The sequence below is a fragment of the Micromonospora sp. NPDC051300 genome, assembly GCF_044455315.1.
Taxonomy (GTDB): domain Bacteria; phylum Actinomycetota; class Actinomycetes; order Mycobacteriales; family Micromonosporaceae; genus Micromonospora; species Micromonospora robiginosa.
Genome location: NZ_JBITEP010000011.1, coordinates 68,141 through 88,446 on the forward strand (window position 1 = coordinate 68,141; position 20,306 = coordinate 88,446).

Annotated in this window: 18 protein-coding genes; 5 read left to right on the plus strand and 13 right to left on the minus strand. The window is 73.9% G+C overall.

Features of this window, described 5'->3' with window-relative positions:
- Position 1: 1 nt before the first annotated feature.
- The 11 genes from rdgB to ACIA5A_RS14835 form a co-directional block, all read right to left on the minus strand.
- Complete coding sequence (gene rdgB, locus ACIA5A_RS14785) at positions 2 to 625, minus strand: RdgB/HAM1 family non-canonical purine NTP pyrophosphatase (protein ID WP_396761411.1); 624 nt, start codon at positions 623 to 625, stop codon at positions 2 to 4.
- Positions 622 to 1,350 carry a ribonuclease PH gene (gene rph, locus ACIA5A_RS14790; RefSeq protein WP_396761414.1) on the minus strand — a complete coding sequence of 243 codons (729 nt, stop codon included), beginning with the start codon at positions 1,348 to 1,350 and terminating at the stop codon, positions 622 to 624. Before rph ends, rdgB begins: the two co-directional genes overlap by 4 nt.
- Positions 1,351 to 1,426: 76 nt before the next feature.
- Entirely contained in the window at positions 1,427 to 2,581 is a 1,155-nt protein-coding gene (locus ACIA5A_RS14795) for a glycosyltransferase (RefSeq protein WP_396761417.1), read from the minus strand.
- Positions 2,578 to 3,720 carry a glycosyltransferase family 4 protein gene (locus ACIA5A_RS14800; RefSeq protein ID WP_396761420.1) on the minus strand — a complete coding sequence of 381 codons (1,143 nt, stop codon included), beginning with the start codon at positions 3,718 to 3,720 and terminating at the stop codon, positions 2,578 to 2,580. The genes ACIA5A_RS14795 and ACIA5A_RS14800 overlap by 4 nt, the downstream gene beginning before the upstream one ends.
- A 90-nt stretch (positions 3,721 to 3,810) precedes the next feature.
- Positions 3,811 to 4,557 (minus strand): MBL fold metallo-hydrolase, encoded by a 747-nt coding sequence (locus tag ACIA5A_RS14805; protein ID WP_181571959.1) that lies wholly within the window; start codon positions 4,555 to 4,557, stop codon positions 3,811 to 3,813.
- A 225-nt stretch (positions 4,558 to 4,782) separates the two neighbouring features.
- Positions 4,783 to 5,748, minus strand: coding sequence for a PLP-dependent cysteine synthase family protein (locus ACIA5A_RS14810; RefSeq protein WP_396761423.1), 966 nt, complete (start codon positions 5,746 to 5,748; stop codon positions 4,783 to 4,785).
- Positions 5,749 to 5,757: 9 nt separating this feature from the next.
- On the minus strand, positions 5,758 to 6,102 hold the full coding sequence (locus tag ACIA5A_RS14815) for a MoaD/ThiS family protein (protein WP_396761426.1): 345 nt from the start codon (positions 6,100 to 6,102) through the stop codon (positions 5,758 to 5,760).
- Positions 6,103 to 6,173: 71 nt separating this feature from the next.
- The gene (locus ACIA5A_RS14820; RefSeq protein WP_396761429.1) at positions 6,174 to 6,662 is read right to left on the minus strand and encodes a Mov34/MPN/PAD-1 family protein; all 489 of its coding nucleotides are present in this window, start codon (positions 6,660 to 6,662) and stop codon (positions 6,174 to 6,176) included.
- 55 nt (positions 6,663 to 6,717) lie between these two features.
- Complete coding sequence (locus ACIA5A_RS14825) at positions 6,718 to 7,221, minus strand: DUF2017 domain-containing protein (protein WP_343443221.1); 504 nt, start codon at positions 7,219 to 7,221, stop codon at positions 6,718 to 6,720.
- The gene (gene clpS / locus ACIA5A_RS14830) at positions 7,218 to 7,508 is read right to left on the minus strand and encodes an ATP-dependent Clp protease adapter ClpS (RefSeq protein ID WP_181571954.1); all 291 of its coding nucleotides are present in this window, start codon (positions 7,506 to 7,508) and stop codon (positions 7,218 to 7,220) included. The genes ACIA5A_RS14825 and clpS overlap by 4 nt, the downstream gene beginning before the upstream one ends.
- A gap of 115 nt (positions 7,509 to 7,623) precedes the next feature.
- Positions 7,624 to 9,156 (minus strand): hypothetical protein, encoded by a 1,533-nt coding sequence (locus ACIA5A_RS14835; RefSeq protein ID WP_396761433.1) that lies wholly within the window; start codon positions 9,154 to 9,156, stop codon positions 7,624 to 7,626.
- A 228-nt stretch (positions 9,157 to 9,384) separates the two neighbouring features.
- Here ACIA5A_RS14835 and ACIA5A_RS14840 point away from each other — a divergent pair, with 228 nt between their 5' ends.
- The 4 genes from ACIA5A_RS14840 (at position 9,385) to ACIA5A_RS14855 (ending at position 15,243) form a co-directional block, all read left to right on the plus strand.
- A complete protein-coding gene (locus tag ACIA5A_RS14840) occupies positions 9,385 to 12,057 on the plus strand; it encodes a LuxR C-terminal-related transcriptional regulator (RefSeq protein WP_396761436.1) in 2,673 nt (890 codons plus the stop codon).
- A gap of 16 nt (positions 12,058 to 12,073) precedes the next feature.
- On the plus strand, positions 12,074 to 13,360 hold the full coding sequence (locus ACIA5A_RS14845; RefSeq protein ID WP_396761439.1) for a nicotinate phosphoribosyltransferase: 1,287 nt from the start codon (positions 12,074 to 12,076) through the stop codon (positions 13,358 to 13,360).
- A 15-nt stretch (positions 13,361 to 13,375) separates the two neighbouring features.
- Positions 13,376 to 13,957, plus strand: a complete 582-nt coding sequence (locus ACIA5A_RS14850) for an isochorismatase family protein (protein ID WP_396761441.1) — start codon at positions 13,376 to 13,378, stop codon at positions 13,955 to 13,957.
- Positions 13,958 to 14,019: 62 nt separating this feature from the next.
- Positions 14,020 to 15,243, plus strand: a complete 1,224-nt coding sequence (locus ACIA5A_RS14855; RefSeq protein WP_396761443.1) for an MFS transporter — start codon at positions 14,020 to 14,022, stop codon at positions 15,241 to 15,243.
- 706 nt (positions 15,244 to 15,949) lie between these two features.
- Here the strand turns inward: ACIA5A_RS14855 and ctaD are convergent.
- Together ctaD and ACIA5A_RS14865 are read right to left on the minus strand one after the other, a co-directional pair.
- Entirely contained in the window at positions 15,950 to 17,707 is a 1,758-nt protein-coding gene (gene ctaD / locus ACIA5A_RS14860; protein ID WP_396761446.1) for a cytochrome c oxidase subunit I, read from the minus strand.
- Positions 17,708 to 17,835: 128 nt separating this feature from the next.
- A complete protein-coding gene (locus ACIA5A_RS14865) occupies positions 17,836 to 18,942 on the minus strand; it encodes an FAD-dependent monooxygenase (protein ID WP_396761448.1) in 1,107 nt (368 codons plus the stop codon).
- Between the two features lie 220 nt (positions 18,943 to 19,162).
- Here ACIA5A_RS14865 and ACIA5A_RS14870 point away from each other — a divergent pair, with 220 nt between their 5' ends.
- Complete coding sequence (locus tag ACIA5A_RS14870; RefSeq protein WP_396761451.1) at positions 19,163 to 20,299, plus strand: cellulose binding domain-containing protein; 1,137 nt, start codon at positions 19,163 to 19,165, stop codon at positions 20,297 to 20,299.
- The last annotated feature ends 7 nt before the right edge of the window (positions 20,300 to 20,306 follow it).

A 20,306-nucleotide genomic window follows, 5' to 3' on the forward strand; every position in this document is an offset into this window, starting at 1 on the left:
CTCAGGCGGCGGGCGGGAGCACCTTGGCGACCAGCTTGGCCAGCTCCCGCAACGCCTTGCCGCGGTGGCTGACCGCGTCCTTCTCGTCGGGCGTCAGCTCGGCGTTGGTCCGCTCCTGCCCGTCGCCCAGGAAGATCGGGTCGTAGCCGAAGCCGCCCTCGCCGCGCGGCGCGCGCAGCAGGCGGCCGGACTGCCGGCCGTCGACCAGGTGCTCCTTGCCGCCGGGCAGCACCAGCGCCACCGTGCAGACGAACGCCGCGCCGCGGTGCTCGTCCGGCACGTCGCCCACCTGGTCCAGCAGGAGCTGGAGGTTGGCCCGGTCGTCGCCGTGCCGGCCGGACCAGCGGGCGCTGAACACGCCGGGCATGCCGTTGAGCGCGTCCACCGCGATGCCGGAGTCGTCGGCGATGGTCGGCAGGCCGGTGCGCCGGCAGCCCTCCCGCGCCTTGATCAACGCGTTCTCGCCGAACGTCAGGCCGGTCTCCGGAAGCTCCGGATATTCCTCGACGTCGTCCAGGCCGAGCAGGGCGATCCGGTGGGCGCCGAGCGCGCCGTCCAGGATCCGCTGCAACTCCACGAGCTTCTTGCGGTTGCGGGTGGCCAGGAGCACCTTGTTGTCGGTCACAGGTTCAGCGCCTTCCGCTGCGCGTCGGCCAGTTCCAGGCAGCCCGCCACGCCCAGGTCGAGCAGCGCGTCGAGCTGGTCGCGGGCGAAGACGCCCGCCTCACCCGTGCCCTGCACCTCGACGAAGTCGCCGGTGCCGGTGCAGACCACGTTCATGTCCACCTCGGCGGTCACGTCCTCGGCGTAGCAGAGGTCGAGCATCGGCTCCCCGCCGATCACGCCGACGCTGACCGCGGCGACCGACCGGTGCATCACCTTCTCCACCTTGCCGGTGAGCGACTTGCGCTCGGCCAGCCAGGTGACCGCGTCGTAGAGGGCGACGTACGCGCCGGTGATCGCCGCCGTGCGGGTGCCGCCGTCGGCCTGGAGCACGTCGCAGTCGAGCACGACCGAGTTCTCGCCGAGCGCCTTCAGGTCGACGCAGGCGCGCAGGCTGCGGCCGATCAGCCGGGAGATCTCGTGCGTCCGGCCGCCGATCTTCCCCCGGACGCTCTCCCGGTCGGAGCGGGTGTTGGTGGCCCGGGGCAGCATCGCGTACTCCGCGGTCACCCAGCCCAGCCCGGAGCCCTTGCGCCAGCGGGGCACCCCCTCGGTGACGCTCGCCGTGCAGAGCACCCGGGTCGCGCCGAACTCGACGAGCACCGAACCCTCCGGATGGGTGCTCCAGCCCCGGGTCAGGGTCACCGGTCGGAGTTGGTCGGGCCGCCGCCCGTCAGGTCGTGCCATGCCTGCACCCTATGCGGTGCGTCGATCACCTCGCCTGCCGGTGCCGGCCGGCCGGCGCGCCGGGGGTGCCGGCAGCTCAGCGGGCCGGCGGCACCGGCCCGGGGTCGACGCCGTGGGCGCGCAGGAAGCCGGCGACCGCGGCGGGCCAGCCGAACTCCTCGGCGCGGGCCCGGGCCGCCGCCCGGCGATCCGGCTCTGGCCGCTCCAGCAACCGGCGGACCGCGTCCGCGAACGACGCCGCGGTGCCGTAGGCGGCCAGGCCGCCCGCCCCGATCACCTCCGGCAGCGCGCTCGACGCGTTCGCCACCACAGGGGTGCCGCAGGCGAGCGCCTCCAGCCCGGCCAGGCCGAAGGTTTCCACCGGCCCGGGCGCCAGCACCACGTCCGCGGTGGCGAGCAGCGCGGCCAACGCCACCCGGTCCGGCAGGAAACCGGTGAAGTGCACCGGCAGGCCCGCCGCCCGCCGGGCCAGCGCCGGCCGCAACGGCCCGTCGCCGACCAGCACCAGGACCGCCGGTACGCCGGCACGACGCAGCCGGGCCAGCGCCGCCACCGCCAGCTCGGGGCGCTTTTCCACGGACAGGCGGGCGCAGTGCACCAGCAGCACCTCGGTGTGGTCGACGTAGCGCTCGCGGAGCGCCGGATCGGCCCGGCCGGGGTGGAACGTCGCCAGGTCGACGCCGAGCGGCACCAGCTCCACCGGCGGCCCGGCCAACCGGCCGAACTCCTCGGCCGCCCACCGGGTGGTGCAGACGATCCGGTCGTGCCGGCGCGCCGACTCCCGGTTGAGCCGGTCGGCGGACCGGCGGGCCAGCCCGGCCGGCATACCCCACTGCCCGAGCAGGCCGGTCAGGCTCTCGTGCGAGACCATCACCGAGCGCACCCCTTGCTCCTGCGCCCAGCGGCCGGTCCAGCGCAGCGTGCTCCGGTCGGAGACCTCGAGCCGGTCCGGCGCCAGCTCGGCCAGGAGGCGGGCCACCGGCCGGCGGTCGGCGAGCACCCGGTAGCCGCCGGTGCCGGGCAGTTCCGGGCCGGGCAGGGTGATCTCCCGCCCCCACGGGCGGTCGACGTCCCGCCGACGGTCGCCGGGGATCACCAGCACCGGTTCGTGGCCGGCGGCCCGGTAGCCGGCGCCCAACTGGCGCAGCGCGGTCCGCAGCCCGCCGGACCGCCCGGTCACGAAGTTGGCCAGCCGGACGATGCGTACCGGCCGGGCGCCGGGCGCGCTCACGCCGAGGCGAGCCGGCCGGCGGCCGGGCTGCCGGACCGCACCGCCCGGTAGTGCCCGACCAGCTCGTCGCCGACCGCGTCCCAGCTCCGCCGCGCCACCGCCGCACGGGCGGCCAGGCCGTACCGGGCCCGCCGCGACCCGTCGGCGGCCAGCTCGGCCACGGCGGCGGCCAGCGCCGTCCCGTCCCCCGGTGGCACCAGCAGCCCGGTCACCCCGGGGTCGACCAGATCCAGCGGGCCGCCACTGGCCGGCGCCACCACCGGCACGCCACTCGCCGCGGCCTCCTGAAGCGTCTGCCCGAACGTCTCGAGCGGTCCGGTGTGGACGAACACGTCGAGGCTGGCGTAGAGCGCGGCGAGGTCGTCGCCGTGCCGCACGCCGAGGAACCGCACCGCCGGCAGGGCCCGTTCGAGTTGCCGGCGGGCCGGACCGTCACCGGCCACCACCACCCGTACGCCGGGCAACGCCGCGGTCGCGGCCAGCAGCTCCACCCGCTTCTCCGGGGCCAGCCGCCCGACGTAGCCGACCAGCAGCTCGCCGTGCGGCGCGAGGCGCGCACGGAGCGCGTCGTCCCGACGGTCCGGGTGGAAACGGACGGCGTCCACGCCGCGCCGCCACAGCCAGATGCGGTGCACGCCGTGCGCGATCAGGTCCGCGGCGGCCCGGGTGGACGGCGCGAGGGTGCGCTGAGCCGAGTTGTGGATCTCGCGGAGCCGGCGCCACGCGGCGGCCTCCCCCCACCCCACCCGGTACGCCCGCGCGTACGCGGCCACGTCCGTCTGGTAGACCGCGACGGCGGGCAGGCCGTGGCGGGCGGCCACCGCCGCTCCCGCCGCGCCCAGCACGAACGGGCTGGCCAGGTGCACCACGTCCGGCCGGTGCCCGAGCACCGCCGTGGTGAGCCCGGCGCTCGGCACCCCCAGCCGGAAACCCTGGTAGCGGGGCAACGGCAGGCTGGGCACGCGTACCACCGGATAGGGGTGGCGGTCGGCGTGGTCGCGCCGCCGGCCGGCCGGGGCCGGCGCGACGACCAGCGGCTCGTGTCCCCGGGCGACCAGATGCTCGGCGGCTCGGACGACGGAGTTCGCCACGCCGTTGACGTCCGGCGGGAAGGACTCGGTGACGATGGCGATCCGCATGGCCCGAGGGTGCGGGCCGCACGGATGCGGCAGGCGACCGCGCGCTGACCGGCCGGCGAACTCTGCGGCAACGCGCGCCGCCGGTCGAGGTCAGACGTCGTAGCCGGCGCCCGCGCGGACCACCTCGATAGGCCCGGCGTACGCCCCGGCGGCCGACTCCACGGTGTGCGACTCGCTGCCCCAGGCCGCGACGAGGTGGGTGAGGAGCAGCCGGCCCACGCCCGCCTTGGTGGCCGCCTCGCCCGCCTCCCGACCGGTCAGATGCAGGTCGGGTGGGTTGTCCACGCCGTCCAGGTAGCTGGCCTCGCAGAGGAACGCGTCGGCGCCCTGGGCCAGGCGCAGCAACGCCTCGCAGGGCGCGGTGTCGGACGAGTAGCAGAACACCCGGCCACCGTGCTCCAGCCGCACCCCGTACGTCTCGATCGGGTGGTTCATCCGGTCGACAGTCGCGGTGAACGGGCCGATCGGGAACGTGCCCGGCTGCAGGCCGTAGAACTGGTAGACGTCCTCGACCGTGCTGTCCTCCTGCCCGTACGCGGCGGCCAGCCGGTCCGGCGCGCCGGAGGGCGCGTACATCGGCAGCGGCGGGTAAGGGCCGTCCGGGGCGTACCGGCGCACCACGACGTAGGAGACCGCGTCGAGCATGTGGTCGCAGTGCAGGTGGGTGAGGAGCACGGCGTCCGGCGAGTGCAGCCCGACGTAGCGCTGGAGCGTGGACAGCGACCCCGGACCGAAGTCGATCAGAAGGCGGAAGCCGTCCGCCTCGAGCAGGTAGGCGGAGCAGGGGGACTCAGGACCCGGGAAGCTGCCCGCGCAGCCGAGGACGGTCAGTCGCATCCGGTTGCCTCGATCTCACACTGGGTAGTCGGCGCGTCGGCAGCCGCCCCGCCGTTGATCTTCACCGACGCGCTCGCCACGCTGCGCAGCCTACGCGGCAGCCCGGTCGGGCAAGAATCATCTACCGGAAGTTGTCATCAACGTGACACCCATACACGTCCGGATGCGCGGAATGGGGGTGGTCCGCCCGGCGGGAGCCGCCGGCCGGACCACCCCCGTCGGGCGTCAGGCCCAGAGTTGACCGTCGAGCGCGTCCTCGGCGTCCGCGAGCGTGCCGCCGTACGCGCCGGTGGACAGGTATTTCCAGCCGCCGTCGCAGACCACGAACGCCACGTCGGCACGACGGCCGGCACGGACCGCCTCGTGCGCCACGGCCAACGCGGCGTGCAGGATCGCGCCGGTGGAGAACCCGGCGAAGATCCCCTCCACCTCGACGAGCTGCCGGGTACGCAGCACCGCGTCGCGGGTGCCCACCGAGAACCGCCGGGACAGCACCCCGGCGTCGTACAACTCGGGCACGTAGCCCTCGTCGATGTTGCGCAGGCCGTAGACCAGCTCGCCGTACCTCGGCTCGGCCGCCACGATCTGGATGCCGTCGACCTTCTCGCGCAGGTAACGCCCGGTGCCCATCAGCGTGCCGGTGGTGCCCAGCCCGGCCACGAAGTGCGTGACGCTCGGCAGGTCGTGCAGCAGCTCCGGACCTGTCGTCTCGTAGTGCGCCCGGGCGTTCGCCTCGTTGCCGTACTGGTAGAGCATCACCCAGTCCGGGTGCTCGGCGGCGATCTGCTTCGCGGTGGCCACGGCCTGGTTCGAGCCGCCGGCGGCCGGCGAGAAGATGATCTCCGCGCCGTACATCCGGAGCAGTTGCACCCGCTCGGTGGAGACGTTCTCCGGCATCACGCAGACCAGCCGGTAGCCCCGCAGCTTCGCCACCATGGCCAGCGAGATGCCGGTGTTTCCGCTGGTCGGCTCCAGGATGGTGTCGCCCGGGCGCAGCCGGCCGGCCTCCTCGGCCGCCCGCACCATGAACAGCGCCGCGCGGTCCTTGATGCTGCCGGTCGGGTTCCGGTCCTCCAGCTTCGCCCAGAGCCGAACCGGCGGCGCGCCCTCGGGCACCGTCGGGGAGAGCCGGGGCAGGCCGACCAGCGGCGTGCCGCCGCTGGCGTCGAGCAGGCTGTCGTACCGCGCCATGCCGGCCCCCTAGCGGACGGCGGCGGTGCGTGCGGAGACGGCGTGCGAGGCGATCGCCGCGGCGGCGGCGAAGCCGAACGCGCCGCCGGCCACCGCCGGCAGGATCGTCACGCTGTCGCCGTCGTTGAGCTTCGCGTCGAGCGCGCCCAGGAAGCGGACGTCCTCGTCGTTGACGTAGACATTGACGAACCGGTGCAGCGCGCCGGCCTCGGTGACCAGCCGGCCGCGCAGCCCGGCGTGCCGGGAGTCCAGGTCGGTGAGCAGGTCGGCGAGCGTGTCGCCGCTGCCCTCGACGACCTTCGCGCCGCCGGTGTAGCTGCGCAGGATGGTGGGGATGCGAACCTCGATGGCCATGGTGTCTCGTGCTCCTCGTTCAGGGTCGTGCCGGGTGACGGGAAGGAGAAGGTGTGCCGGTGCGCTGGGGGTCAGCGGTCGGAACACTCGTAGTCGACCGTCGCCGGGCTCTGCCCGAACATGTAGGACTGGACGGCGTTCGGGTCCACGGCGGCGTCCACGATCTCGACCGGCTCCTCGGCCACCACGCCGTCGACGATCCGGAAGGACCGGATCTCCTCGGTGTCGGGCTCGCGGGTCGAGACGAGCAGGTAGTGCGCGCCCGGCTCGCCGGCGAAGGAGACGTCCGTGCGGGACGGGTAGGCCTCCGTCGCGGTGTGCGAGTGGTAGATGACGACCGGTTCCTCGTCGCGGTCGTCCATCTCACGCCACACCCGCAACTGCTCCATCGAGTCGAACTCGTAGAACGTCATCGAGCGGGCGGCGTTGTCCATCGGGATGTGCCGGGTCGGGGTGTCGCTGCCGGCGGGACCCGCGACCACGCCGCACGCCTCGTCGGGGTGGTCCCGACGCGCGTGGGCGACGATCGCGTCGACGATCGACCGGTCGATGCTCAGCACGCCGACCAGCCTAGCGCCTGGCGTCGGCGGGCGGCGAGGTGGCGACCGTCACCACTCAGTCGATCAACGCGTTGAGCAGGGACTCCTGCAGATAACCGAGATAGGCGTAGACCGACAGTTGGAACACCCGCGACGACGCCGGGTCGGCGGCCACCGCGTCGTCCAACTCCTCGCCCAGGTCGGTGCCGTCCTTGATCTCCAGCCGGACGCCCATCGCCAGCCGGGCGTCGTTGAGCGCCCGGAGCCACGCCTCGGCCGCCTCCGCGTCCAGCCGCACCTCGCCGCCGGCGTCGCCGTCGGGCAGCGCGGCGAGGATCGCCCCGGCCTGGTCGATCTTGGCGGTCTTCAGGTCGCCCTCGGTGTAGCGCCGGAACTCGGCGGTGCCGGCGTCGTCGTCCGGGTAGACCTCCGGGAAGAGCCGGCCGACCACCGGGTCGCCGTGGTCGAAGCCGTCGGTCAGCAGGCCGACCACCTCGGAGGCGACCTTGCGCAGCACCCGCACCTCGTCGACGGCGAAACTGGCCACGTAGCGGTCGCCGCGGCGACGGAACATGCTCATGAGCGTTCCACGGTCGCCCACAGCCCGTACGCGTGCAACTGCGCCGCGTCGTGCTCCATCCGCTCCCGGGCGCCGCTGGAGACCACCGCCTTGCCCTTGTGGTGCACGTCCAGCATGAGCCGCTCCGCCTTCTCCCGGCTGTATCCGAACAGCTTCTGGAAAACCCAGGTCACGTACGTCATCAGGTTGACCGGATCGTCCCAGACGATGGTCACCCACGGCCGGTCGGAGACCGGCACCTCTTCAGTGTCCGGCGTCTCGACCGGCGCAACCTGTGGAGCCGCCATGCCCCCCATCGTGCCACCGGATCCGCCGAACCGATGAACCGGAACGGCGTGCCGGTCGGGTTCGCCCGCCCGGGCCGCGTACGCGGGCCCTGGACCCCGCGCGGCGGCCCCGGTCTCAGGCCAGCAGGATGCCGTGGTCGACAGCATCGGCGAGCACCACGCCCAGCGAGAGACGGATCACCTCGAAGCGGCGGGACACCTCGCGGGACAGTTCGAGTTCGACCTCGCGCAGCGCGCGCTGGGCCCAGGACCGGGCCACGTTCGGATCGTTGTTGCCGGGCGCCCGCCAGTGCTGCCAGCACCCGCCGTTGAGCGCCACGCCGACCGGCGGGAGCACCTCGTCCCGCTCCGCGCCGGGCAGCCCGGCGAGCGCGTCCAGGGCGCCGGCGCCGGTCAGCCCGGCGACCCCGGCCGTGCTGGTGACCAGGAGCACCCGGTCCAGCTCCCGCCCGTCCGGGTGGTCGGCGAGGCCCCAGCGCACGGCGTGGGTGATCCGCCGGCGCACGCCCTCGGCGAGCGGCGCGCCGAAGACCCGGGCGGCGGCGTCGTCGACGATGCCGCGGACCGCCTCGTCGCACTGCGCGGTGGCGAGCAACGACAACGCCTCCAGCTCGCGGTCGAGCAACTGCGGCAGGCCGGCGCAGCCGACCCCGAAGACGATCTCCTGCACCACCCGCAGGTGGATGTTGGCCAACTCCAGCGCGAGGTGCTGGCGGATCCGCTGGGCGCAGGAGCGGGCCTGGCGGTCCATCCGGTCGGCCAGGTCGGTCGGGTCGACCCCGGACAGCACCGGCACCCGACCGTGCGCGCCGGGCGGCTCGGGCGGCCGGGCGCTGGCCCGGACCAGCCCCTCGTCGGCGGCCCACCCGACCAGCGCGCGGCGCAGGTCGGGCAGCTCGGACCGCCGGGCCGGTAACCACCGGGCCGGGGCGAGCCCGGGCACCGCGGCCAGCAGTGCCGCGCGGTGGGCCGCGATGGAGACCGCCACCGGGTCGAGCCGGCCGGCGGGGCCGGGCGGGCCGGATCGGGCGGGCGACGGCACGGACGCCCCCGTGCCCTCCGCCGTCGCGCCGTCCGCCGGCGCCGCCCAGCCGGTCACGCCGGGGGTGACGGCGAAGAAGACGGTGACCCGGGCCCGGGACACCTCGGCCAGCAGGTGCAGCTCGGCCGCGCTGAACGCCTGGTCGGCGGAGATCACGAAGAGCAGCGCGCCGGCCCGGCCCACGGCGTCGCGCAGCGCCAGCCCGCCGGCCACGCCGAGGGTGGCGGTGTCCGGCGTGTCGAGCACCGCGAAGTGCCGCAGCAGCGGGTCGGGCAGGCTCAGCTCGACCCGGCGCGGCGGGCGGGCCAGCGCGGGGCCGGCGGCCAGCGGGTCCGCGCCGTAGGAGTGCGGCTGGCGGTAGCCCGGGACGTAAGCGGCGCGGGTGGCGACCTTGGCGTGGTTGACCAGCAGGTAGCTGCCGGCGGGCACGACGAGTGTGCCGGGGTCCGCCCCGATCAGGCCGGCGATCAGCTCACGCCGGCTCGCGCCCGCCGGACCGGCCACCACGACGGCGAGCGGCTCGCCCGGACCGGGTTCGGTCAGGCCGAGGCGGGTCGGCAGCGGGGCGCAGCGCGGCGGCTCGGCGCGCCCGGCCGAATCAGGCACGTCGACCGAGGGGAGTGGACCTGGCTTCATCAGGCGGCCTCCCGGTCAGGCGACCGGCACAACTGCCCGATCGCGGCTGTCTCCCCTGGTCAAGGGGATGTCGGAAGCCTACGGCTGTCGGGCATCCGACATCGAACACATCCGGTACTCACGAGTAATGGACAGATTACTCAACTTCACTGCGTGACGACTCGCACGCGGACGGCATCCCATCGATATGCTGCACCGATGACCAGGTGGGAGTTCGTCGGCCGAACGGATGAACTCAACCGTCTGTTGTCGGCGATCGGCGACCCGGACGGGCGCGGACTGTTCTTCAGCGGCGACGCGGGCGTCGGCAAGAGCCGACTGCTGCGCGAGGGGGTGGCCTCGCTCTCCCCGGAACGACACGCGATCTGGTCGGTCGCGGCCAGCGCCACCACCGCCGCCCTGCCGTTCGGCGGGCTGGTCCAGGTGCTCCCCGCCACCCAGCCGCAGGGACTCTCCCCCGCCGGGATCCTGCGCTGGGCGGTCGACCTCCTCCAGGAGCAGGCCGCCGGCCGGCCCATCGTGCTCGCGGTCGACGACGCACACCTGCTCGACCCGCCGTCGGCCGCGCTGGTGCACCTGATCGCCCGCTCGGAGAACGCCACCGTGATCGGGACGCTGCGCAACGGCGAGCAGATCCCGCTGCCGATCCGCGCCCTCTGGACCGACGACCTGGTCGACCTGGTCGAGCTGGGGCCGCTCGGCCGCAACGAGACCACCGGGCTGCTCGCCGCGATCCTCGGCGGCCCGGTCGACGCCGGCTCGTCCGAGCGGCTGTTCCGGCTCTCCGCCGGCAACCCGCTGCTGCTGCGCGAGCTGGTGCTGGCCGCCGACGGCGAGCTGCGGCGCACGTACGGGATCTGGAAGTGGACCGGCCGGCTGGAGCTGGCCCCCACCCTGACCGACCTGATCGACACCCGGATCGGGCAGCTCACCCCCGGGGTCCGGGCGGTGGTGGAGCTGGTCGCCTTCGGCGAGCCGCTGGGCCTGCACCTGCTGGAGCAGGCGGTCGAGCGGACCGACGTCGAGGTGGCCGAGGAACGCGGGCTGATCGCCATGGTCCGCGACGACCGGCGACTCAACGTTCGCCTGGCCCACCCGCTCTACGGCGAGGTGATGCGCCGGCAGTGCCCGGTCAGCCGCACCCGGCGGCTCCAGGCCACCCTCGCCGAGCTGCTGGAGCAGGTCGGCAAGCGGCGCCGGGACGACCTGCTGCGGGTCGCGGTGTGGCGGCTCGACTCGGGTACGGCGCAGAACGTCGCGCTGCTGCTCGACGCCGCCGTGCAGGCGTTCGGCCGGTACGACGTGCCGTTGGCCACCCGGCTGGCCCGGGCCGCGCTGGAGGCCGGCGGTGGCACGGACGCCGCGGAGCTGCTCGCCACCATCCTCATGTTCGGCGACCGGCCGGAGGAGGCGATCCGGGTGCTGGACCAGGTCGCCGAGGAGATCCGCGACGACCGGCGACGCAGCCGCTGGCTGACCGTCCGGGGCATGGTCAGCTACTGGGGGCTCAACCGGGAGTCCACGGTGGAGGAGATCGCCGCCCGCGGCGCCGAGCTGACCGACCCCGCCGACCGGGCCCGGGTACGCGCCTTCGAGGCCATCATGCGGCTGCACCGGCTCGACGTCGACGTCGCGGTGCGGCTGGCCCAGGAGGTGCTGGACCGCCCGGCCGCGCCGATGGCCGCCCGGGAACTGGCCCGGTGCACCCTGGCCCACCTGCAGGCCGCCCAGGGGCAATACCGGCGCAGCGCCACCGCGATCGCCCGGGTGCAGGCCGAGGCGGCCTGCTGGCGCGCCGACATGCCCTACCTCCAGCTCGCCATGGAACTGGCCCGGGGCACCCGGCTGGCGCTCTCCGGCGACCTCACCGGCATCGACGAGATCGTCGCCGACGAGTTCGCCGACCTGGCCGGCGCCGGCGACTTCCGGCTCGGCACCGGCTACCTGGCCATCCTCCAGGCGTACACGGCGCGGCTGCGCGGGCGCGGCGACGACGCGCTCAAGACCAGCCTGGGCGCCTGCGCGGTGCTCGCCACCAGCCGGGTCTACGCCGGCCTGGCCCACGCCGAGCGCGCCCAGGCCGCCGCGCTGCGCGGGGACGCGGTCCACGCCGCCGAGGCGATGGCCGAGGCGGACCGCACGCACGCGCCCGGGATGGCCGTGCTCTACCCGTGGCTGGAGCAGGCCCGGGGCGCGGCGCAGGCGGCGGCCGGCGACCTGCCGGGCGCCACGAAGCATCTCTGCGCGCTCGCCGACCGGCTGCGCGAGGACGGGCTCGCGGGTCACGAACTGCTCGTCCTGCTCGACCTGGTCCGGCTCGACCAGGCCGCCGCGCCGGTCGGGCCGACCTGCACCGACGGAGGCCGGCGCAACGTGGCGCAACGCCTGGCCGAACTCTCCGAGCAGGTCGACGGCGTGCTGCCGCCTCTGCTCGCCCGCTACGGCCGGGCCGCGCTGGACGACTCACCGGACGACCTGCTCGCGGTGGCCGACGGCTTCGCCGACCGGGAGTTGGTCGTCTACGCCGCCGAGGCGACCGCGATGGCGCTGTGCCGGATGCGCGACGCGCGGGCCGGCGCGTCCGGGCCGGCCCGGGAACGCCTCGCCGACCTGCTGCGCCGCTGCGACGACATCTCCACCCCCGCGCTGCGACTGCTCCGCCCGGCGCTCAGCGAGCGCGAGTGGGAGATCGCCCGGCTGGCCGCCGACGGGCTGACCAGCCGGGCCATCGCCGAACGGCTCTACCTGTCCACCCGCACCGTGGAGAACCACCTGCAGCGGGTCTACAGCAAGCTGGGCGTCACCCGGCGTAGCGAGTTGCCGGCCGCGCTGCGGTCGATGCCGGGGCACAACGGCACGGATCCGGACTGAACTCTAGGCTGGGGTGGTGAGCACCCTTCGCCCCGCGCTGCTGACCGACCAATACGAGCTGACCATGGTCAGCGCCGCGCTGCGGGACGGCACCGCGGACCGACGCTGCGTCTTCGAGGTGTTCAGCCGGCGGCTGCCGGCCGGCCGCCGCTACGGGGTGGTCGCCGGCACCGGACGGCTGATCGAGATGATCCGGGACTTCCGGTTCGACCCGGCCGAGATCGACTTCCTCCGCCGCACCGGCGTGGCCGACGACCAGGCCGCCCAGTGGCTCGCCGACTACCGCTTCACCGGCGACGTCGATGGCTACGCCGAGGGGGAGCTGTTCTTCCCCGGCTCACCGATCCTCACCGTCTCGGGCACGTTCGCCGAGTGCGTGGTGCTGGAGACGCTCGTGCTGTCGGTGCTCAACCACGACTGCGCGGTTGCCGCTGCCGCCGCCCGGATGGTCACCGCCGCCCGGGGCCGGGCGCTGATCGAGATGGGCTCCCGCCGGGCGCACGAGGAGGCCGCGGTGGCCGCCGCCCGGTCCGCCTACCTGGCCGGGTTCCGGTTCACCTCCAACCTGGCCGCCGGGCAGCGCTACGGCATCCCGACCGCGGGCACCGCCGCGCACGCGTTCACCCTGCTGCACGACGACGAGCGCGCGGCGTTCGCGTCCCAGGTCGCCACGCTGGGCAAGGACACCACGCTGCTGGTCGACACGTACGACATCGCGCAGGGCATCCGCAACGCCATCGCGGTGGCCGGGCCGGAGCTTCGGGCCGTCCGGATCGACTCCGGCGACCTCGCGGTGATCGCCCAGCAGTCGCGCGAGCTGCTCGACTCGCTCGGCGCCACCGAGACGAAGATCATCGTCTCCGGTGACCTCGACGAGTACGCGATCGCCTCGCTCGCCGCCGAACCCGTCGACATGTACGGCGCCGGCACCGCCGTGGTCACCGGCTCCGGCGCGCCCACCGCCGGCCTGGTCTACAAACTGGTCGAGGTCGAGGGGCGGCCGGTGGTCAAGCGCTCCGAGCACAAGGCCACCATCGGCGGCCGGAAGGTGGCCGTCCGGCGGCACAAGCCCACCGGCACCGCCACCGAGGAGGTCATCGTGCCGCAGGGCGTGCCGGACCGGCAGCCCAACGACCGGCTGCTCCAGCACTCGTACGTGGTGTCCGGCGAGCCGGTGACGCTGCCCACCCTGGACGAGTCGCGGGAGCACCTGCGCCAGTGCCTGATCTCCATCCCGTGGGAGGGGCTCAAGCTCTCCGGCGGCGACCCCGCCGTGCCGGTGACCGTCGTACCCGCGACCTGAGGAGGGACCGACCAGATGGCGAACGCCTTGATCATCGTGGACGTGCAGAACGACTTCTGCGAGGGCGGCTCCCTCGCGGTCGGCGGCGGGGCGGGGGTGGCCGGCGGCATCTCCCGGCTGCTCGCCGCCGAGCCGGACCGCTGGGACCACGTGGTCGCGACCAAGGACTACCACGTCGACCCGGGCGCGCACTTCGGCGACCCGCCGGACTACGTCGACTCCTGGCCCCGGCACTGCGTGGTCGGCACGTCCGGCTCCGAGTTCCACCCCGAGCTGGCGACCGGCCGGGTCGAGGCGATCTTCCACAAGGGCGAGCACGCGGCCGCGTACTCCGGTTTCGAGGGCCACGCGCCCGACGGCGAGTGCCTGGCCGACTGGCTGCGCCGCCACGACGTCGACCGGGTCGACGTGGTCGGCATCGCCACCGACCACTGCGTACGCGCCACCGCGCTGGACGCCGCGCGGGAGGGGTTCCGGACCACGGTGTTGCTGGAGCTGACCGCCGCCGTCGCGCCGGAGACGCTCGACGTGGCGCTGCGGGCGCTGGACGGCGCCGGCGTGGCGATGGTCGGCGAACCTGTGATCAGGACCGCTTGACCAGGTAATCGCTTGCCGTTGTCATACCCGGCGCCCAGGATGGCGCGGGAGGTACGACCGTCGTGAACCTGAAGCCCTACCGGGAGGCGCTAGCCCTGCCCGGCCTGCGGTCGTTGCTGCTGGTGTCGGTGCTGGCCCGCGTGCCGCTGACCGCGACCGGGGTGACGCTCACCTTCTACGTGGTGCTCGACCTCGGGCGCGGCTACGGCGCCGCGGGCCTGGTCGGCGCCGCGTCCACCATCGGGGCCGCGCTCGGCGCGCCGCTGCTCGGCCGGCTTGTCGACCGCCGGGGGCTGCGGCCGGTGCTGCTGCTCTGCACCGTCGCCGAGGGGCTGTTCTGGGCCGCCGCGCCGACCCTGCCGTACCCGGTGCTGCTGCCCACCGCGTTCCTGGCCGGACTGCTCGCGCTGCCGGTCTTCTCGGTGGTCCGCCAGTCGATCGCCGCGCTGGTGCCGGCCGAGCGGCGCCGCCCGGCGTACGCGCTGGACTCGATGTCGGTGGAGTTGTCGTTCATGGTCGGCCCCGCCCTCGCGGTGGCGCTGGCCACCGCCGTCACGCCGCGGCTGACGCTCTGGACGGTCGGCGCCGGCATCGTCGCCTCCGGCATCTGCTTCTGGCTGCTGAACCCGCCCACCCGGGCCGCCGACGAGCCGGCCGGGCCGCAGCGCCCGGTGCCGCGCCGGGAGTGGCTCACCCCCCGCCTGCTCGCCGTGCTGGCGGTCAGCCTGGCCGCCACGCTGGTGCTGGGCGGCACCGACGTGGCGGTGGTGGCGGTGCTGCGGGCCGGCGGCGAGGTCGGCTGGACCGGCGCGGTGCTGGCCGCCTGGGCGGTCGCCTCGCTGGTGGGCGGCTTCGCCTACGGGGCGGTACGCCGCTCGCTCCCGCCGCTGGCCCTGGTGGCGGCGCTCAGCCTCACCACCATCCCGGTCGGGCTGGGCGGCGCGCACTGGTGGCTGCTCTGCCTCGCCCTGATCCCCGCCGGCGCGCTCTGCGCGCCCACCATCGCGGCCACCTCCGACGCGGTCAGCCGGCTCGCCCCGCCCGGGGTACGCGGCATGGCGATGGGCCTGCACGGCTCCGCCGTCACCGTCGGCATCGCCCTGGGCGCGCCGCTCGCCGGCGCGGTGATCGACGCGTCCGCGCCGGCCTGGGGGTTCGCGGTCACCGGCGCGATCGGCTTCCTGGTGGCGCTGGCCGTGCTCCCGGTCGAACTGCGTCACCGCCGCACCCCACCGCCCGCCGTCCCCGCCGTCCCCGACCAGGACCTGGCCCCCGTCGCCCCCTGACACCTCCCCCGCCCTCCTCCTGCGCCAGGGGGGACGGCATCGCGCGAGCGCGGGGCCGAGTGCCCGCCGAGCCCGCCCGCCGCGCGCGGACCGGCGTGCGCGGGCCCGCCGTGCGCAGACCGGCGTGCACGGCGTCGTGCGCGAGCCGATGTGCGCGAGCCGATGTGCGCGGTCCGGCTGGCGCGAGCCGGTGTGCGCGGACGGGCGTGCGCGGACCTGCGTGCACGGGACGGCGTGCGCGGACCGGCGTGCACGGGACGGCGTGCGCGGACCGGCGGGCTCGGACCGGCGTGCACGGGACGGCGTGCGCGGACCGGCGGGCTCGGACCGGCGTGCACGGGACGGCGCTGGAGAAGTGTCAGCTCTTCAGCGGTATACCTCTCAGGCATATTTATGCCTGAGAGGTATACCGCGAAAAAGTGATGTCTTCTTCGGTCACGTCACGCTCCGTGCGCGGGCGCGGCGCGGGCGCGGCGCGGGCGCGGCGCGGGCGCGGCGCGGGCGCGGCGCGGGCGCGGCGCGGGCGCGGCGCGGGCGCGGCGCGGGCGATCGCCGAACGCCGCGAGCTGATCCGGGGACTGCGGCACCACGCCGTGCTCCGCCCTCAACGGGTGGACCCGTCGGCCGGAACAAGGCCGGCGGCACGGAACGGGCGCCGCCCCCGGGGGGGGTGCGGCGCCCGTTCCGTGGATCGGCGCGGAGTGGGTCAGCGCTGGTCGAGGTTGCCGGCGGTGTCCTCCTGGTAGCTGGCGCCACCGTTGACCTCGCTGGTCAGCGGCTTGGCGCCGCCCTCGGGCGGACCGGCCACGCTCTGCCCGGCGGCCAGCTCGGGGAACTTCGCGTCGAACGCGGGCCGCTCGGAGCGGATCCGCGGCATCCGGTCGAAGTTGCGCAGCGGCGGCGGGCAGGAGGTGGCCCACTCCAGCGAGTTGCCGTGACCCCACGGGTCGTCGACCTCGACCACCGGACCGGTCTTGTACGACTTCCAGCAGTTCCAGATGAACGGCAGGGTCGAGATGCCGGTGATGAACGCGCCGATGGTGGAGAACATGTTCAGGCCGGTGAAGCCGTCGTCGGCCTGGTAGTCGGCGTACCGCCGGGGCATGCCCTCGGCGCCGAGCCAGTGCTGCACCAGGAACGTGGTGTGGAAGCCGATCATGGTCAGCCAGAAGTGGACCTTGCCGAGCCGCTCGTCGAGCATCCGGCCGGTCATCTTCGGGAACCAGAAGTAGATGCCGGCGAAGACGGCGAACACGATGGTGCCGAAGAGCACGTAGTGGAAGTGCGCCACCACGAAGTACGAGTCGTGCAGGTGAAAGTCGAGCGGCGGGCTGGCGAGCAGCACACCGGTCAGGCCACCGAAGAGGAACGTCACCAGGAAGCCGATCGCCCAGAGCATCGGCGTCTCGAAGGTGACCTGCCCCCGCCACATGGTGCCGATCCAGTTGAAGAACTTCATACCGGTGGGCACGGCGATCAGGTAGCTCAGGAAGCTGAAGAACGGCAGCAGCACCTGGCCGGTGGCGAACATGTGGTGCGCCCAGACGCTCATCGACAGCGCGGCGATGGCGACGGTGGCGGCGACCAGGCCCTTGTAGCCGAAGATCGGCTTGCGGGAGAAGACCGGGATGATCTCGGTGATGATGCCGAAGAACGGCAGCGCCACGATATAGACCTCGGGGTGCCCGAAGAACCAGAACAGGTGCTGCCACAGCATCGGGCCGCCGGTGGCCGGGTCGTACACGTGGGCGCCGATGATGCGGTCCGCGGCGAGCGCGAACAGCGCGGCGGCCAGCAGCGGGAAGACCAGGATCGCCAGCAGGCTGGTGACCAGCATGTTCCAGGTGAAGATCGGCATCCGGAACATGGTCATGCCGGGGGCGCGCAGGGTCAGGATCGTGGTGATCAGGTTGACCGCGCCGAGGATGGTGCCCAGACCGGAGATGGCCAGGCCGACCACCCACATGTTGGCGCCGACGCCCGGCGAGTGCTCGACGGTGCTCAGCGGCGTGTAGGCCGTCCAGCCGAAGTCGGCCGCGCCGCCGGGGGTGATGAAGCCGGCGACGGCGAGCGTGCCGCCGAAGAGGTAGAGCCAGTACGCGAACGCGTTGAGCCGGGGGAACGACACGTCCGGCGCGCCGATCTGCAGCGGCACCACGTAGTTCGCGAAGGCGAACACGATAGGCGTCGCGAAGAACAGCAGCATGATCGTGCCGTGCATGGTGAAGAGCTGGTTGTACTGCTCGGGCGACAGGAACTGCAGCCCCGGTCGCGCCAGCTCGGCGCGCATGATCAGGGCCATCAGGCCACCGATCATGAAGAACGCGAACGCGGTGACCATGTACATGATCCCGATCTGCTTCGCGTCCGTGGTGCGCAGCAGCCGCGCGATGGCCGACCCCTTGACCGGCTCGCGGACCGGCCAGGGCCGGGTCACGACCGGCTTGGGTGCGACGGTGGTCACGAGTGGCCTCCGGTTCTGGGTTGTCCCGCTCGGCGCGCTGGTCATCGGCGCAGCCGTCATCCGCAAGGAGGATAGTCCCCGGTAGGTGGCCCCGCCGCGTGGGGTGGGCGGCTACGATCTTCGGCCCGCTACGGCGGTCCGGTGAGGAGCCGGTAGTGCTCCCCGAAGATCCGCCCGCCACGCCCGCGCAGCACCGGGTCGCGCAGCGCCGGCGGCACGTCGCGGGTGCGGTTGCGGTCCCGGGTCCGGTCCCGCACCCAGCGGGTACGCGGCCGGCGGCGACTCTCGTACGCGATCAGCGCGGCGTCGACGCTGCCGGCGTCGTGCAGCGACTCGGCGAGCACCACGGCGTCCTCCAGCGCCATGGCGGCGCCCTGGGAGAGGGTCGGCGCGACGGCGTGAGCGGCGTCACCGACGAGCAGCACCCGGCCGTGGGACCAGCGTCCCAGCTCGACCTCCTCGGTGCGTTCCACGTGCACCGTCTCCAGCGCGGCGAGCACCTCGGGCACCGGCCCGCCGTAGTCGCCGAACAGCTCGCGGAGCCGGGCGAGCGGGTCGGCCGGCAGGACGCTCCCGGCCTCGTCGGCATAGCAGTAGAGCCGGCCGGCGCCCAGCGGCACGACCAGGAAGCCGGCCCGCTGGCCGAGCAGGGCGGTCCAGTCGGCGACCCGGGGGCCGCCGCGCACCACGGCGCGGTAGACGACCTGCCCGGCCGGGCGGGGCGGCCCGCCGAGCGCGGCCAGGGCGCGTACCGCGGAGCGGGGGCCGTCGGCACCGACGACCAGGTCGTACTCGCCGCCGGTGCCGTCGGTGAAGCCGACCGCGACGCCGCCGGGCAGCGGTTCGACGGTACTCACCTCGGCGCCGTGCCGGACCGCGCCGCCGGCGCCGGTGAGCAGCACCCGGTGCAGTTCGGCGCGGGGCAGGGCCCGGCACTCCCCCACCCCGGCCCAGAGCGCGTCGAGGTCCACCTCGCACAGCGGGGCCCCGGCGGCGTCCAGGAAGCGTTGCCTGTGGATCACCTCGCCGAGCGGTCGCAGCGGTCCGTCGAGGTCGAGCCGGCGCATCGCGCGGGCCGCGTTGCCGGGGAGGTAGAGACCGGTGTCGGTGCGTTCGCCGGGTGGCAGCCGGTCGGTGACGTCGGGCCGGAATCCCGCCAGCCGCAGCGCCCGGGCCACGGCCAGGCCGGCGATGCCCGCGCCGACGACGAGGATGCGCAGGGGAGAACCACCCATCGTGGGGTACGCCTCCGGAGGGGGGTCGGAACGCGTTGGAGGCAAGACACTACTCGCCGCAACCAACCGGCGGAAGTGCCGATCCGCCCCCACGGAAGGTTCTTAACCGGTTCAGTTGCGCATCGGTTTCAAACATGTAAATGTGTTGGGTGAGCTTGGGAGCGCTCCCGCACGTATCCCCCGTCAGATCCGGCGCCCCCGCGTCGAACCAAGGAGCATCATGAAGCGTTCACTCAGAGCCATCGCCGCGGCCGGCCTGCTGGCCGCCGGCAGCATCGTCGCCGTCGCGCTCGGCGGCACCGCTTCGGCCGACACCCAGATCTGCGACCAGTACGGCTCCACCACCATCGGCGGCAAGTACGTGGTGCAGAACAACCGCTGGGGCACCAGCGCCCAGCAGTGCATCAACGTCACCTCGACCGGCTTCTCCATCACCCGGGCGGACGGCTCCGCGCCGACCAACGGGGCGCCGGTCTCCTACCCGTCCATCTTCGTGGGCTGCCACTACACCAACTGCTCCCCCGGCACCAACCTGCCGGTGCAGGTGAAGAACATCAGCAGCGCGCCGGCCAGCATCAGCTACAACTACGTCGGCGGCGCGATCTACGACGCCGCGTACGACATCTGGCTCGACCCGTCGCCCAAGAAGGACGGCGTGAACCAGATGGAGATCATGATCTGGCTCAACCGGCAGGGTTCGATCCAGCCCATCGGCTCCCCGGTCGGCAACGCCAGCATCGCCGGCCGGACCTGGGAGGTCTGGCGGGGCAGCAACGGCTCCAACAACGTCATCTCCTACGTGGCGCCGTCCGCGATCCCCAGCTTCAGCTTCGACGCGATGGCGTTCATCAACGACACCCGCAACCGGGGCGCGATCACCAACGACTGGTACCTGACCAGCATCCAGGCCGGTTTCGAGCCGTGGCAGGGCGGTGTCGGGCTGGCGGTGAACTCGTTCTCGCAGAGCGTCAACACCGGTAGCAACCCGCCGCCCACCAGCACGCCGCCGACCACCACGCCGCCGCCCTCGGGCAGCACCGCCTGCACCGTGACCTACCGGTCGACGAACGTGTGGAACAACGGCTTCACCGCCGAGGTGACGATCAAGAACACCGGCTCCAGCACGATCAACGGCTGGACGCTCAACTACAACCTGCCCTCCGGGCAGAACGTGACGAGCGCGTGGAACGCCACCGTGTCGCAGAGCGGCTCGGCGGTGACCGCCCGCAACGTCGACTACAACGGCACCCTGTCCCCGGGCGCCTCGACCAACTTCGGCTACCAGGCCACGCTGAACGGCAGCTTCTCCGCGCCGAGCAGCTTCACCCTCAACGGCGCCACCTGCACCCGAGGCTGACACCACG